12 protein-coding genes are annotated in these 14,652 nt (G+C 43.1%); 5 read left to right on the forward strand and 7 right to left on the reverse strand.

Translation table 11 applies throughout. The annotated features are described in order from the left end of the window. Positions 1–102 precede the first annotated feature (102 nt). From OCV39_RS19235 to OCV39_RS19245, 3 genes are all read left to right on the forward strand, one after another. Positions 103–1,350 (forward strand): outer membrane protein transport protein, encoded by a 1,248-nt coding sequence (locus OCV39_RS19235; protein ID WP_261889727.1) that lies wholly within the window; start codon positions 103–105, stop codon positions 1,348–1,350. A gap of 16 nt (positions 1,351–1,366) precedes the next feature. After that, on the forward strand, positions 1,367–3,793 hold the full coding sequence (locus tag OCV39_RS19240; protein WP_261889728.1) for a VolA/Pla-1 family phospholipase: 2,427 nt from the start codon (positions 1,367–1,369) through the stop codon (positions 3,791–3,793). Positions 3,794–4,025: 232 nt separating this feature from the next. Next, positions 4,026–4,583: a PhnA domain-containing protein gene (locus OCV39_RS19245; RefSeq protein WP_113798945.1), complete on the forward strand. Its 558-nt coding sequence runs from the start codon at positions 4,026–4,028 to the stop codon at positions 4,581–4,583. Positions 4,584–4,630: 47 nt separating this feature from the next. Here the strand turns inward: OCV39_RS19245 and OCV39_RS19250 are convergent, their stop codons facing one another. The 5 genes from OCV39_RS19250 to OCV39_RS19270 all read right to left on the reverse strand — a co-directional run bounded on the left by OCV39_RS19250 (position 4,631) and on the right by OCV39_RS19270 (position 9,906). After that, positions 4,631–5,341, reverse strand: a complete 711-nt coding sequence (locus OCV39_RS19250) for a DUF1223 domain-containing protein (RefSeq protein WP_261889729.1) — start codon at positions 5,339–5,341, stop codon at positions 4,631–4,633. Between the two features lie 152 nt (positions 5,342–5,493). Beyond that, positions 5,494–5,685, reverse strand: coding sequence for a hypothetical protein (locus OCV39_RS19255; protein ID WP_017054483.1), 192 nt, complete (start codon positions 5,683–5,685; stop codon positions 5,494–5,496). 289 nt (positions 5,686–5,974) lie between these two features. Further along, positions 5,975–7,012 (reverse strand): TerC/Alx family metal homeostasis membrane protein, encoded by a 1,038-nt coding sequence (locus OCV39_RS19260; protein ID WP_390903258.1) that lies wholly within the window; start codon positions 7,010–7,012, stop codon positions 5,975–5,977. 434 nt (positions 7,013–7,446) lie between these two features. Further along, entirely contained in the window at positions 7,447–8,487 is a 1,041-nt protein-coding gene (locus OCV39_RS19265) for a hypothetical protein (RefSeq protein ID WP_261889730.1), read from the reverse strand. 87 nt (positions 8,488–8,574) lie between these two features. Then, positions 8,575–9,906 carry an anaerobic sulfatase maturase gene (locus OCV39_RS19270; RefSeq protein ID WP_261889731.1) on the reverse strand — a complete coding sequence of 444 codons (1,332 nt, stop codon included), beginning with the start codon at positions 9,904–9,906 and terminating at the stop codon, positions 8,575–8,577. Positions 9,907–10,042: 136 nt separating this feature from the next. On the opposite strand from OCV39_RS19270, the gene OCV39_RS19275 reads away from it, so the two are divergent. Together OCV39_RS19275 and OCV39_RS19280 are read left to right on the forward strand one after the other, a co-directional pair. Next, positions 10,043–10,831, forward strand: coding sequence for a formylglycine-generating enzyme family protein (locus OCV39_RS19275; RefSeq protein ID WP_261889732.1), 789 nt, complete (start codon positions 10,043–10,045; stop codon positions 10,829–10,831). Between the two features lie 97 nt (positions 10,832–10,928). After that, the gene (locus OCV39_RS19280; protein WP_261889733.1) at positions 10,929–12,611 is read left to right on the forward strand and encodes an alkaline phosphatase family protein; all 1,683 of its coding nucleotides are present in this window, start codon (positions 10,929–10,931) and stop codon (positions 12,609–12,611) included. Between the two features lie 144 nt (positions 12,612–12,755). Here OCV39_RS19280 and yegS read toward each other — a convergent pair whose 3' ends face one another. Together yegS and OCV39_RS19290 are read right to left on the reverse strand one after the other, a co-directional pair. Next, positions 12,756–13,697: a lipid kinase YegS gene (gene yegS, locus OCV39_RS19285; protein ID WP_261889734.1), complete on the reverse strand. Its 942-nt coding sequence runs from the start codon at positions 13,695–13,697 to the stop codon at positions 12,756–12,758. Between the two features lie 17 nt (positions 13,698–13,714). Beyond that, complete coding sequence (locus OCV39_RS19290) at positions 13,715–14,620, reverse strand: LysR family transcriptional regulator (RefSeq protein ID WP_261889735.1); 906 nt, start codon at positions 14,618–14,620, stop codon at positions 13,715–13,717. Positions 14,621–14,652 lie beyond the last annotated feature (32 nt).

The following is a 14,652-nucleotide window of genomic DNA, read 5'->3' on the forward strand; positions in this document are numbered from 1 at the left end:
CAAAGAATTAACATTTGATTTACATAAGTGCAGTATTTGCACTAAATGGATGAAATTATAAAAACTATAAACTTACTAATTCATACCCTAGGAGGGTCAAGGATGAACATGAAGCACTGCTCTCTGCTGACAGTTTCAATATTGTTAGCGTGTAATGCGAATGCCGCTGGTTTCCAAGTTGCCGAACATTCAGCTTCTGGTCTAGGTCGTGCATTTTCTGGTGAAGGCGCGGTTGCAGACAACGCAAGCGTACTCGCTCGTAACCCGGCAGCCATGACACTTTTTGAAACAGCACAATTTTCTGGCGCTCTTTCCATCGTTGACCCTGAGGTTGATGTATACGACGTAACGAATGATCAACATTCAAAAGACGTTGCTCCTATGCAAATCGTCCCTGCCACTTACTATATCAGCCCGATAAATGAATCTTGGGCATGGGGCTTTGCCATGTTTACCACTTATGGTGTTGCCACGGATTATCCTGATGATATCTACGCAGGTGATATGGCAGGTGATACATCGCTACTTTCTGTGAACCTTAACCCTAATATTGCCTATCGATTAAATGACCAATGGAGCTTTGGTGCCGGAGTAAATGTTGTTTATGCAGAGGCGGAATTAACTCGTCATGAAGGCGTTTTATCTGGTGTTATAGGTGGTTCACCTACCGATAAGCTTATTGGAATGACAGGGGAAACCTTTGCATTTGGATGGAATGTTGGTGCCTTGTATGAACTTGATGAAGACAATCGTTTTGGTATCGGATATCGCTCGGCTGTTGATCTCGATTTTGATGATGGCAAATTCAAAAGTTATGACTCTGGAAAGGCATCAGAACCGCAAGTAACGGGCAGACTTCAGATTAGCTTACCTTCCATTCTAGAGCTTTCAGCATTTCATCAACTCAATGAGCAGTGGGCGATCCACTACAGCTGGCAACGTACTGATTGGAGTACCTTCACTGAACTGAAAGCCACTAGTGATAAATGTAATGACAACGGTGTCGCTGGGCAATGTTTCTACAAGCCTGAGAAATATGATGACAATAACCGTTACTCCTTTGGCGCAACTTATCAGTTAAATACTGAATGGACTCTTAGAGCGGGCATCGCGTTTGATGAGCAAGCAGGTGAAGCAACTCTAAGTATCCCAGACAGTGATCGTTACTGGTACAGTGCTGGCTTCACATATGCTATCAACCCAGAAATGAGTGTCGATGCTGGTTTGGCTATTGTACAGAGTAAAGGTGGCACATTTTATGAGAAGAATGCTTTGGGCGAAAATATAGAGTTTGATGCAGATGCTATCGCTTATTTATCTGCTATCCAATTTAATTACAGCTTTAAGTAGTCTAGGAGTTTCTAAAATGAACAATATATTTAAATTATCACTTGTATGCTCTGCAGTACTACTTTCAGGTTGTGGCGACAATACTGAAAGCTCAGGGGCCGCAACCCTTCCTGTATATGAGCAATATATTCAAGATTCACTTGCACAGCCTACTTCCATTAAGTTTACATTAAGCGGCAAGAATGCTTCAGTTCCTCTACCAAGCTTTGCTCTAATGGATACGACCGATGGATCTCTAGCTATCCCGACAAGTGGAAATGATTCGCTAACAAACCCTCTTGCGGCGATGAATACTGCCGACGGCTTCTCAACTACTATGCCAGCAGTTTTAAGCTTTGAAGGCGCAAGCTTCACTACTGGTTTTTTAACATCCGGCGTTTATGTTTTAGAATTGACCGATGGCCTAACAGGAAACCCTGGAGTTAAGGCACCTTTAACATTAGGGGTTGACTATAATGTATTAGCTAAAGACAACTCACTAACTATCATTTTCACAAAAGATCTTAATGAAGATAGTGACTATATCTTCTCTGTCACGAATGAAGTCTTAGATTCTGATGGTGAAGCCGTTGGTATGTCAGACAGTTACGCTGCCTTAAAATCGACGAAGAAAATTTATACCGCAGGTTCCATTGCTCAAGCTCAGAAAGTAACCCAAGGCGTAGAAGGTATATTTGCTCAGTCTGGCGTAGTTGCTGATCCTACAACCATCATTTACTCAAGTTGGTTTACTACTCAATCTGTTGGTGATTCACTTTTTGCAACAAAAGCAGCAACAGCAACAGGGTTTAGTGACCCTGCTGGTTTGAACAGTGTCTGGAAAGGCAGTGCCAATCCAAATGGCATTGATTTAACGACAGCTTATGGAATGGTATTTAACCCTGTAACCGCTTCATTTACTGATGCTCTCGATGCTGATACGGACTTTGATAAATATATTGGTGAAGATGATGCAGATAAAATTACAGAACAGAAAAATGCAATCAAAGCGATGTATGCTGCATCTGTAACTAACACCACGATAAATGTCGATGTGTCGCAAGGTTATGTTCAACTACCGCACTATTTAGAGAAAAGTACAACACAATGGAATTCCCAACCATTTGAATCTGGCATGCCAAGTTTGGCAAAAGTATCGAATGCATTAAACGATTCGGCCGAAAGTACAAATATGGCCACTCAGTTAGCGGCGGCTGGTATTGATTATACGATGCTTGCAACAAGCCAAACTGAACAGCTAAAATTAGTTGGATTAAATCTAAAATTGGTTGATGGCACGCCTCTTGATCGCGAAAGGCTCATAACTAAATACTCTCCAGTGCCACAAGTAAAATCATTAGAAGCTGTTGAATTCTTGTTGTTTACACCTAATGGTTCAGATCCTAGCAATGTCGTTATCTATCAGCATGGTATTACTTCTGCGAAAGAAAATGCTTACGCGTTTGCTTACAATCTTGCTCAAGCTGGATTGGCAGTTCTAGCCATTGATTTGCCCATTCACGGTACACGTAGTCTGGACGACCAACGTTCAGCAAACAAAGATACTCTTGCTTACTTAAACTTAAGCAATTTGCCTGTTGCACGAGATAATGTTCGTCAGAGTGCATTAGACGTTATGGGTCTTCGCGCTTCACTATTAGCATCATATAAAGCAAGCATGCTAGGGGCATCTCCACTAAAAGGTTTTTCTCCAACATCAGAAGTGAAATTCCTTGGGCACTCACTCGGTGGGATTGTTGGTACGACAGCGGTTGCTGCATCCAATCGTACGTTAGGAAGCACAACGGCAGATGCTCTTTACACCTTCAGTGCTGCGGCTATTGAAAACTCGGGAGGGCAAATATCGAATCTACTTCTTGGTTCTACGGAATTTGGACCTCAAATCAAACATAATGTTGCTTTAGGGGCATCTGATGCTTATTCAGGTTTTGCAGCGGCTACATGTGGTAGCTTAACGGATAAAGCATGTTACGAAGCATTTGAGTCAAACGCGACACCAGAACAACTTGCAGCGATGTCCTCTGCGTTCCAACAGTTCGCGTACGCAGCTCAAACTGTTTTAGATACGGTTGATCCATATACTAACGCCAGCCACCTTCTTTCATCTGGTGACCCGGTGTTACCTATCTATATGGGGCAGGTTAAAGATGATGATACCGTTCCAAATGCCGTTCCAAATGCGCCATTTGCAGGTACAACACCTTTAGCAATGAAGTTGAATCTAATTGACTTTGATTCATCGGCTACAACACCGAATGGAGGCAAAGACTTTGTTAAGTTCGGAGATGTTGCCGCTCACAGTACATTTGTTAGCCCTAAAGATGATACGACACCAATGCCTTTAGATTTAGCTCATCATGCTGGTATGCAAGCACAGTTAGTTGATTTCATGTTAGATAATAATCTTGATGCGGTAGACAACTCAAATTCGATTTTAGAATAATCTAAATTGAGCCCATAGACTAAAATGCCAGCTTAACCGCTGGCATTATTATTCATCACTCTTCATATTTCTATCTTTTTACTTGCCACGTAACGACTTATTTACCAATCAGAATACAAATGGTTTACTTCCTCAAAATTAATCCAGATAGAATACCGTACGGACCCTATCTTTATTTCCTATAACGTGGATAATAGCGCGGTTATTAATTCATACTAATTGTGAGTCTACTATGTCTTCTGAAGCAACCATGCTTGAACGCTGCCAATCTAAATGTGAACTATGTTCTGCTGATACTCAACTTACCGCATATGCTGTGCCACCACACAGCTACGTAACAGTTGATCACGGCATCATGGTTTGTGAAAAGTGTCTTAGCGAGATCGACGACCCACAAGATATCAACCACTGGCGTTGTCTAAACGACAGTATGTGGAGCCAAGAAGCACCGGTTCAAGTAACCGCTTGGCGTCAACTTACTCGTCTAAATGCTGAAGGTTGGGCTCAAGATCTACTAGACATGATGTATCTTGAAGAAGAGACTTCAGTTTGGGCACAGATCGGCATGTCAGCTGATGACAAACCATTCGATATTAACGGCGTTGAGCTTAAAAAAGGTGACGACGTAACAGTAACCAAAGATCTTCCAGTGAAAGGTACCAACCAAGTAATCAAGCAAGGTACGGTTATCCGTGGCATCAGCATTGGTGACGATCCTAAGCTTGTTTCTGGTAAAGCGAACGGCGGTCAATCTATGTATGTTATCGCTGAGTTCTGTCGTAAGAAGTAATTCTTAACGCTTCTCGATAAAAAAGGCGCTGATTAGCGCCTTTTTTATTATTTACGGTTAAATTCCCCGGCGACAGTTTGTACTGGAAGGTATGAGCCCTCTTTGGTTAACCATACTGCAACCGCATCTGCATTTTCTGGTATTACAGGTACGTCAAATTGCCAAGCCTTTTGGCCCTGACGCTGCATTTTATCCAGAACAACAAAGTAATGCTCAAGTAACTTTCCGCTGTTCTCGCCCGCTTTAACTTGCGTTACTTCATCAAGCGCAAGAACCACCAAATTAGCTGTGTAGGCATCAGTGCCGCTATAAACCAATTTAAAACGATTCCCTTCCCTATTCAAAGTCAATAGACCTCTGTTGTTTGTCGAGGGAGAAGGCAAGGTTTTCTTTCCCCAATGAAAGAAACCGCGCCACTCGTTGCCATCGACAACAAAACCTGGGGTATAGACACTGTCAACGACGCCATAAGCTTTATACAACCGTTGTTTTTGACTAAAGGCAGGATTAGCAAATTTATCTTTCCACCCCAGGTAGTCCCAGTAATCAACGTGATAGGCGACTGGGATCACTGAGTTCCATAATTTAGAAGAATGACGAAATTCACCAATGTAACGATCGGCAGGAGGACAACTTGAACACCCTTCCGATGTAAATAGCTCAATCAATTGAGCCGGAGGCCCAGAATGTTGCCATGTTTGAGCTGCGCTAGGAAAAGTAACAAGAGAGGTAAGAGTTAATAACAGAAATCTCTTCATCTAAACGATACCTTAAGTGAAAACCTATCTACACAGACCTGAGTTGATTCTTTTTTATTTCACTCAATACAAAAACGCCGACTACTAAGTAGTCGGCGTTTCTTTTTAATTCGTTTATCTATGAAACGGTAAAACTAGAAGCTTTAAAGCAATTAACGGTAGATACCGATATCTTTTTGCATGTGACCAGATAGGTTACTTGCATAGTAAGTGCTTTCTACTTGTTCTTTACCAAACATAATATCGACAATGTGCGCAATCAATCCTTTGAAGTTAACCGAGTAGGTTTTCTTATCCATAGAGATAGGTGTCGCGATTGTTTCGATGTTCATTGCGTGTGCCATGATTGCCTCTCTATTTAAATTTTGTTGAAATGGTTTCGTTTCGTTGAGAAGAATATTAAGCCATTTTTTGATGTGTAAAAAATGACAAAATTTGACTTTTCAGATTAGTTTTACTAATCAAACATTATTTTAACATGTTCAATTATTAACCATGACTAAACCGTGCATAGTTAATCGGAAATTGTATTATTAGCTGCATATTTCGTTCAGTTAGCAACCAAAGCACAATTCAAGTTAACATTTAGATCACATATTGTTTTTTCTCGACTCACTCTTTTTTAATTTAATATTAGAGTTTTTGATTAGTTATTCTGTCCGATAACTCACAGCAATCTTCGTGGTGTGATTCCCGTCGAAACATTGAAGCTATAACTGCCGTTGTCATGACCAGTAAGAGTACCAACAACGAGATGTAGGTCGGTATTTCCCACGCCGATCCTACCAACATCATTTTAATACCGATGAAAACCATGATGATCGACAGCGCTGGCTTTAGATAAACAAATTTATCCATCATCCCCTGCAGTACGAAATACAGAGATCGTAATCCTAATAGAGCAAAAACATTCGCAGCAAGCACCAAGAAAGGTTCTCTTGTGACAGCAAAGATTGCTGGTATAGAGTCCAGAGCGAACATCACATCCATTACCGCAATAACGCCAATAACAATCAGCATTGGGGTAACAAACCACTGCCCTTGCTGTGTCATGAACAGCGCATTTCCTTTAAAGTCATCCGTCACTTTGGCAAACTTTCTGATCAATTTTTCTGGATATGGGTTTACTTCACTTTCACCTTTATCTCGCGCAAGTTGTATCCCAGTGCCAATCAGAAACACTGCGAAGACATAAAGTAACCAATGGTACTGAGCTAACAACTGAGCCCCAACCGCAATCATTACCGCTCTTAGTATCAAAGCCCCTACCACACCCCACAGCAGCGCTCTAGGGCGCAAATGCTGAGGCACTTTGTATTGTGCAAAAATAATCGCGAATACAAATAGGTTATCGACACTCAACGACTTCTCTAACAAATACCCTGTTAGAAATGAGATGGTCGCTTTCTCTGATGAGTAGCTACTGTTGGGTGCATAAAAGTCCCAGAAAAAATAGATACTTCCGGCAAAGACGATCGCCAGAGCGAACCATACAACACTCCATAATGCCGCTTTTTTAATGGTGATCTTGCCGCCCTTGGTTTGCCATATATCGAGCGAGATCAAAATAAGCGTCATTACAGCGAAGCCGCAATAGATCATAAAGCTAGGATGTTGAGATAGTGAACCAGACGTAGTGCTGATTGATGATGTGAGTTCTACTGGATTCATGAATCCTCCAAAAACGGAAGATCATAAGAATAGGTGACCTTCCGCATACAAAAACCACCGAATCATAGTGATCGGCATTGAATGCGTTGGTCTCGTTGGAATGAAGCAACTTATTTGAAACTTAGTTGATGGTCTTCACTCTTATTTACCGGATAAGCTTTCACTTAACGAGATGACGATAAATAAGCTTGCGCTAACTACTCCCCAAACACGGCGAATGATAAGCCTCTTCTTGTTAAGTGTCTATTCAATATTTTCATAGTATGGATAAAAATATTTATCGTGGCGACAAATCCTCGTTCTGCTAGAAGCTCTTCTACATCCCTAAGCCTTAGGCTAAAGCGTTAATGCAACCAGATGGTATATTGGATAATATCTGGGGGAAAACGATGTCGTTTATATATGCTCATAAGGAAATACTCCATAGATAGACTTTACGAACTTGAGTTTATACGTTTTTCTTTCAACTGTTCAATAACATAGTCCGGAGCGACTTTTCCTAGCTCTTCTAAACAGTCATCCGTCTTCTCATTACCGTAGCGTACGTAGATATCACAGACCGCGTATAACTGCTCCGGAGAACCAGAGATCAAATACGCCTTCTCGAACGATTTAGTCGATTTGTCGATATCCAGCTCTTCTTGTAGTACCCCATTCAAGTACCAGTAGTAGCTGTTATCTTTTACAAGTTCTGCTGCTACTTCAATCTCTTTGGCTGCTGCTGCCTTGTCTTCAAGGCGAACCAAAGTTAATGATTTAGAATAGTGCATCGCTGCATTGTCCGGCACGTTCTTCAAACCACGATCCAACACCTCGACCGCTTGTTGATCTTTATTCTGAGCTCGGAAGTTATCCGCGTAGCTCAGCCAAACTTGAGGGTCTTTCTGGTGAGTATTAATCAACTCAAGATAAATCGTTTCCGCTTTATCCCATTCATTGTGCCAACGGAGCACGTCAGCGAACAACAATTGAAACTTTTCAGATTCTTGTGATTCCAAGAATGTGATTAACTCAGCGACGGGTTGTTCAATTTGTGCTTTCTGTTCCTTATCTAACGTATTGTAATCACGTACTAAGTTCGATGTTGCCGAGTGACGAACCATAGAATCTGTATCGCTCAGCAAAGGTGAAACTAACGCCCAACGATGCTCAAGTTGATATGGCGAAGAACCGATAATCGAAGCCTCACGAACTTCAGGGTTTTGATCTTTTAAGCCTCTAGCAACCGCCACCAGCGCATTTTGGCTTGGATAAGTAGCCAGTTCTTGCAGCGCACCTGTACGGTTCTCGATAGATTGATTCTGATCTTGCGCCATGTAAGACAATTGTTGAATACGGGTTTGAGTGTCCGTCATTTCAAGTACTTGATTGATATTTTGCGCTGGCGCATCAACGGTTTCTTGAACGCCATTGGCTGCCATAGCAGGGGTTGAAATCAACAAAGCAACAACCGTTGCTAAACTCTTCTTCATCATAGTATTACCTTAAACTGGAAAACTTAGCCTGTCCTTAGACACGTATTTAGTTAAAATTCGTTAGGGTCTGTAGACCTCGGTTCTGAGTTAGAACTTGGTCTCGAACGTAGCTTGTTGCGCCTGTTGTGCTCGACGTGCCATCATGACCGAGTCACTGAATTTACCATGAGCAACTGGGTGCCCCATCGCTCGAGCGATATAAGCCATCGACTTATCGACATGAGAAAAGAACTTGTGCCAACCTGCACATAAGTAGTTCAAGCCCGGTTCGCCTGCTCCAGTTTTGATAAAGCGGTTTTTAGGACATTCACCATGACAAGCAAACTTATAGTCACATTGCTGACATTGGCTGGTCAGTGTACGTGACTTAGCAAAGCCAAACTTTTGCTGTGGCGCGCTGTACGCCAAATCATCAAGTTTCTCGTGGTGGATATTGCCAATTTTATATTCAGGGTACACATAGTGGTCGCACGAGAACACGTCACCGTTAGGTTCCATCGCTAAGCCTTTACCACATATCTCGTTCAAAGTGCAAAGCGGGTTCGGACGACCAATCCACGTTTCTAAACTCGCTTCAAAATACTGAACGAACACTTTACCGATGTCGTTCTTCGCCCACTCATCAAATACAGAAATAAGGAAGTTACCCCAAGCCAAGTCCGACACACACCACGATTCCATGATCGAGTCTTTATGGCCTGGGATCAGACGTTTGTCGCCTTGCTTAAGTTGCTCACTCACTTGAGACGTTTGTGGCGCAACCGTTCTAAAGGTTTTTTGCTCAACGATAGGAATAAACTGCATTTGTGGAGACTTCACCACATCACGTAGGAAGCGATACACGTCTAATGCATTTTGACTGGTAAGGTTATTCACGCAGGTTAGCGTTGCGAATTTTACTTGGTGTTTATGTAGCAGCTCGACGGCTGCCATCACTTGTTTAAATGTGCCCCGGCCTGCTCTGTTGACACGATAGGCGTTGTGTAGCATTTCAGGACCATCAATACTCAAACCGATCAGGAAGTTATTCTTTGCTAAGAATCGACCCCAATCATCATTCAGTAGTGTGCCATTAGTTTGTAGGTCATTTGAAATCAAAACACCTTCAGGCTGGTACTTTTTCTGTAGCTCAACCACACGTTCGAAATACGCTAAACCCAGCATGGTAGGTTCACCACCCTGCCATGAGAATATGATTTCAGGGGTATTTTGACCTTCGATGTATTGTCGGATGTAAGTCTCTAACGTCTCATCATCCATTCTTGGAGAACTGTCTTTCTTGTACTCCAACAAATCTTGCTTACTTAGGTAATAACAATATTTACAGTCAATGTTGCACGCCGCGCCAATCGGCTTAGCCATCACATGTAAGCGCTTAGAGGCTTTACCGTTGTATTGTGGACCTTGAGTAATGTGCATGATTTACCTACCTATCTTAGTGTCTGTTCCCATCATAATTCCTATTTCAGCTTGTGGCATGTTATACCCTTTATAACCAATAGGAATGACCTTAAACGTTAAAATTGCCTCCTATTTCGAACATTCGAGGCACGTGATGAAATTTTTCAATTACAAACAATTAGCGGCGATCAGCAGCGTCACCATGACTATTTTCCTGAGCGGTTGTGCGAGCGTGCCTACACACCCTATCGCCCAACAAATTGACCAAGAGATGGTGTTAGTTGAAGGCGGTACATTCACCATGGGATCAAACACCCCTGAAGCGACCAAAGCAGAGCAACCAGCACGAGATATAACTGTAGATAGTTTCTATATTGCGAAGTTTGAGGTGACTCAAGAATTGTTCGAGTCAGTGATGGGATCATCTCTCAGTTATTTCCAAGATCCACAAGTTCCGGTCAATAACCTAAGTTGGCAGCAAGCGAACTATTTCGTTGAGCAGTTGAATGAATTAACGGGCGAAGAGTACCGCCTTCCGACAGAAGCTGAATGGGAATTTGCCGCGAAAGGTGGCAATAAAAGCAAAGGTTATACTTACAGTGGTTCCAACAACTTAGATGATGTTGCGTGGTACTCAGCAAATTCCAAAAATAGCGCACATCCTGTCGGGCTAAAGAAACCAAATGAGCTAGGCTTATATGATATGACAGGCAACGTTGGTGAGTTTGTTATTGATGCCTTCGATGACACTTTCTACCGATACGGTCCAACAGACAATCCTAACAACGCGAAACACAGTGATGTCGGTTTATCACACAAATCGGTACGCGGTGGCAGTTTTGCATACGACGAAGATGAATCAGAAAGTTACCGTCGTGACTTTGCCAGTCAATCGATCACCATGTCTGATATGGGCCTACGCCTAGTAAAGGACGCAAACTAGCAGAACACCCCATGGTTGCTGAACAAAGGACATCCTCTGTTCAGTGACCAATCCATGTCATTTTGAATAGCGAAATCACATCGAATAAGGACACTCTATGCAATACACCAAGCTTTCAGGTCTTACACTCGCGTTACTCTGTGCCTTCCCAGCATCAGCTGCGGACAAACCCAATCTAGTCCTCCAAATCACGGTAGATGGACTGCGTGCAGACCTTATCGAACGCTATAAGCACAACTTCGGTGAGGGTGGATTTCGTTACCTAATGGATGATGGTACTTACTACACCAATGCGAACTACCAACACGGCAACACAGAAACCATTGTCGGTCATGTGTCGCTAGCAACCGGTGCTCCACCGAGTGTTCATGGCATGGTAGGAAATGTTTGGTATGACCGTAGTGAAGAACGTTTGGTGTATAACGTAGAAGACGGCAATTACAAGATGCTGACTTCAGGCGCGGGTGTCGACAAAGCAACTGAGATCGACCCAACACAAAAAACAGCACAAGGTGATGGCCGCTCTCCAGAGCCAATACTGGCCACCACCTTTGGTGACGAGCTGACGATTTCCAATAGTGGCAAATCGAAAGTGTTCGGTGTGTCTGTTAAAGACCGCGGCGCAATCTCATTAGCGGGACACAGTGGCAAAGCCTTCTGGTTCTCGAAGGCACAGTCTGAATTTGTCACTAGTAACTATTACTACGACGAGTATCCAGCTTGGGTATCTCGTTGGAATGAAAAAGAAATTGCAGCCCAATACTCTAAGCAAAAATGGGAACTTTCGTTACCACGTGAAGAGTACACACTGCAAGAGCACAACACGGACCACAAGGTGAAGCTCGGTGATTTCCAACGCACCTTCCCTCACCCATACGGCCCTGCAAGCTACAAATACTACAGCACAACGCTAACCGTTAGCCCGGCTGGCGATGAAATCACCGAGAACTTCGCAAGCACACTGTTGATGCAAGAGAAGCTAGGTCAAGGCGACGTGACCGATTACCTGTCTGTGAGTTTCTCATCAAACGACTATGTGGTGCACTTATACGGTCCTGAAAGCCTAGAGACAGAAGACAATCTCATTCGACTTGATAAGACGATCGCCAAACTCCTTAAAACCGTCGATAACCAAGTCGGTCTAAAGAACACATTAATTGTATTGTCTGCCGATCATGGTGTACCTGAATCTTCGCCTGCGGCAAATGCGCTTGGTTTCAATCAAGCTCAGTATTTCAACAAAGACACACTACTATCGAGCGGCGTTGAGAAACGATTAAAGGATGAGTTTGGTTTATCCAAAGATGCGATTCGACTGTATGCTCAACCTTATATCTATCTTAATCACGACTTAATCGCAGAGAAAAAGCTGAACCTCGCAAAGGTGCAAGAAGCGATTGCTGACGAGATTGCTAAAGTGAAAGGTGTAGCGTTTGCCGTATCGAGCAGTGATATTTCGGCGAACCGAGTGCCGGATACTCATGTGATGCAGCTAATCAAGAACAACTATCACCCTGCTCGTTCTGGCGATGTGTATGTTGTCTTTGCACCGCGCAGCTACATTAACGACATGGAAGGCCTACAAATTGCCTCAACTCATGGTTCACCTTGGAAATACGACACTCAAGTACCTGTAATTTTTGCAGGCTACGACGTTGAAGCTCAAAAAATCTCTCGTGCAGTTACCCCATACGATATTGCACCTACACTTTCGAACAAACTGGGCATAACTCAACCAAGTGGTTCGATTGGAGAAGTGCTGAAAGAAATTACCGAGTGAGATAAATCTCTGAGGTTTGATCATCTAGGCTTCGAATCCATCACTAACAAAATAGAAGAGCCGTTTGTCATATTCAGACTGATGCAGTCAAAATAGATAAACGGCTCTTTCTTATCTCAGTTTCTGATCTTAAATCTTATCTGCTTAATCAATACCGTTACTAAAACGAGCATTCTTTTCCGTGCTTTGTTTGCTTAAACAAGGGCTATCTTCGGGCAGCACCAAACTGATACTTGAAGGTATAACTTCAAAACGAATTTGATTAGAATGATAAGGTTCGCCATCTAAGTTAATCGGCAGCGATTGAGGAAAATCGATCTCCAACCAACGAGCTTGAGTATGAACAACATACTTCCCGTCGTCTGCTGGATGCTTAAGCTCTTCGATGACTTTTGGCAAATCAGAAGCCACGAATGCTTTAACCAAAGTAAGATCCATCAAACCATCATCAATGAACGCGTTGGGTGCTAGCTCTTGTCCACCCCCGGCTAGACGACCATTACAAAAAGCGCCAACTAGGATTTCGCCAGTAAAAGTGCCTTTATCTATAGTCAAAGTACCGCTATAAGGCTTAAAGCCTAGCGCTTTGACCACACCAGTTAGCGTGTATGCGCCGCCGCCAAGAAAATCTTTGAGTTCAACGGGGGTTTCAGCCGTCACTTCTGCGCCAAAACCTGCCGCAGCGACATTCATAAAATAGCGGTCATTGGCACAAACACTGTCCACCGCAAACGCATTCCCTTCTAACGCCAGTTTGAAAGCATCCGTAATATCGCTAGGTATACCCGTTGCGGTCGCAAAATCGTTCGCAGTTCCCATAGGAATAATGGCTAGTTGAGGTCGTTCACTGGAGTGAAACTGATTGAGTGCGTTAACGGCTTCATTCACCGTTCCATCGCCACCAGCAACAACCAATCTTTTTACGCCGTCGCATATCGCTTCGCTGACCAAACGAAACATATCTGCAGACTCCCAAGTTACCCTCACTTGTAGGTCTATATTCCTGGCTCTTGCAGCAAAGACCTCTTGTCTCAGTTCTGGGATATTGGCTTTCTTTCCATTTAAAATTGCGCGAATGCTTTCCATAGCGATGTCCTTTAGGGCTAACTTGATATGTCTTTTGCTGCCGCTTTGATCTTTGCGCGCAGCCACTTATGGCTTGATTCGTTAGTGCGACTTGGGTGCCAAATCATACACATATCAAGATCTTCCAATTCGAATGGTAAAGGTAGTGTTCTTACATTATATTTCTCAGAAAAACATCGCACCGATGACATAGGAAGCATACCGATAGCGTCGGAGCCCTCGATCACGGGAAGCATCTCGACGACGCCAGCTGCTCGATACACAATTTTTCGCTTTTCCAAGTCACTAAAGTGTTCAGAACTTAATAAGCTTTTACGTGCATGCCAACGTGATACCACGACGTGATCAAGAGTAAGGAATTGATCCATATCGATAGTATCGCCAATCACAGGGTGATCTGAACGGCATACCACCACCAGTTCCTCTCTAGAAACCACCTCGTGCTTGAGCGTGCTTCTTCGTCTGGGCGTCATATCAATGATCACATCGTGTCTTTGAAGCCTCAAATCCGATTCATAATCTTCGGTAAACAGGGGGTGAACTTCTAACGCGATATTAGGCGCTGCTTGGCTAATCAACTGCATAACTCTTGGCACCATTTCATAACTTGCTGCGGAAACGCAAGCGATAGAGAAGATACGATTTGATGTTTTAGGCTCAAAGTCTCTTGATGCAGACAGTGTTGACGTGAAATTTTTCAATGCCGCAGACATAGCTGGGTAAATATCAATAGCAAAGGTAGTCGGCTCTACGCCGGATGTGGTTCTGTGGAACAGTGGCTCGTTATATATATCACGAAGCCTAGCAAGAGCTTTACTCACGGCTGGTTGGCTAATATCCATACGATTCGCAGCCCTAGATAAGTTCTGCTCTTCATAAATAGCAACAAAGATAGGAATTAAATTTAGCTCGGTACTTTTCATACAGTTCCATATTAAAGAAGCAGATTCCCTAT

The organism is Vibrio cortegadensis (assembly GCF_024347395.1).
GTDB classification, from domain to species: domain Bacteria; phylum Pseudomonadota; class Gammaproteobacteria; order Enterobacterales; family Vibrionaceae; genus Vibrio; species Vibrio cortegadensis.

Bases quoted from the DNA above. Each gene is read 5' to 3' on its own strand.
- OCV39_RS19275 (WP_261889732.1), top strand. From the start codon at position 10,043: ATGAAATTTTTCAATTACAAACAATTAGCGGCGATCAGCAGCGTCACC.
- OCV39_RS19250 (WP_261889729.1), bottom strand. From the start codon at position 5,341: ATGAAGAGATTTCTGTTATTAACTCTTACCTCTCTTGTTACTTTTCCT.
- OCV39_RS19290 (WP_261889735.1), bottom strand. From the start codon at position 14,620: ATGAAAAGTACCGAGCTAAATTTAATTCCTATCTTTGTTGCTATTTAT.
- OCV39_RS19265 (WP_261889730.1), bottom strand. From the start codon at position 8,487: ATGATGAAGAAGAGTTTAGCAACGGTTGTTGCTTTGTTGATTTCAACC.
- OCV39_RS19240 (WP_261889728.1), top strand. From the start codon at position 1,367: ATGAACAATATATTTAAATTATCACTTGTATGCTCTGCAGTACTACTT.
- OCV39_RS19280 (WP_261889733.1), top strand. From the start codon at position 10,929: ATGCAATACACCAAGCTTTCAGGTCTTACACTCGCGTTACTCTGTGCC.
- OCV39_RS19260 (WP_390903258.1), bottom strand. From the start codon at position 7,012: ATGAATCCAGTAGAACTCACATCATCAATCAGCACTACGTCTGGTTCA.
- OCV39_RS19255 (WP_017054483.1), bottom strand. From the start codon at position 5,685: ATGGCACACGCAATGAACATCGAAACAATCGCGACACCTATCTCTATG.
- OCV39_RS19245 (WP_113798945.1), top strand. From the start codon at position 4,026: ATGTCTTCTGAAGCAACCATGCTTGAACGCTGCCAATCTAAATGTGAA.
- yegS (WP_261889734.1), bottom strand. From the start codon at position 13,697: ATGGAAAGCATTCGCGCAATTTTAAATGGAAAGAAAGCCAATATCCCA.
- OCV39_RS19270 (WP_261889731.1), bottom strand. From the start codon at position 9,906: ATGCACATTACTCAAGGTCCACAATACAACGGTAAAGCCTCTAAGCGC.
- OCV39_RS19235 (WP_261889727.1), top strand. From the start codon at position 103: ATGAACATGAAGCACTGCTCTCTGCTGACAGTTTCAATATTGTTAGCG.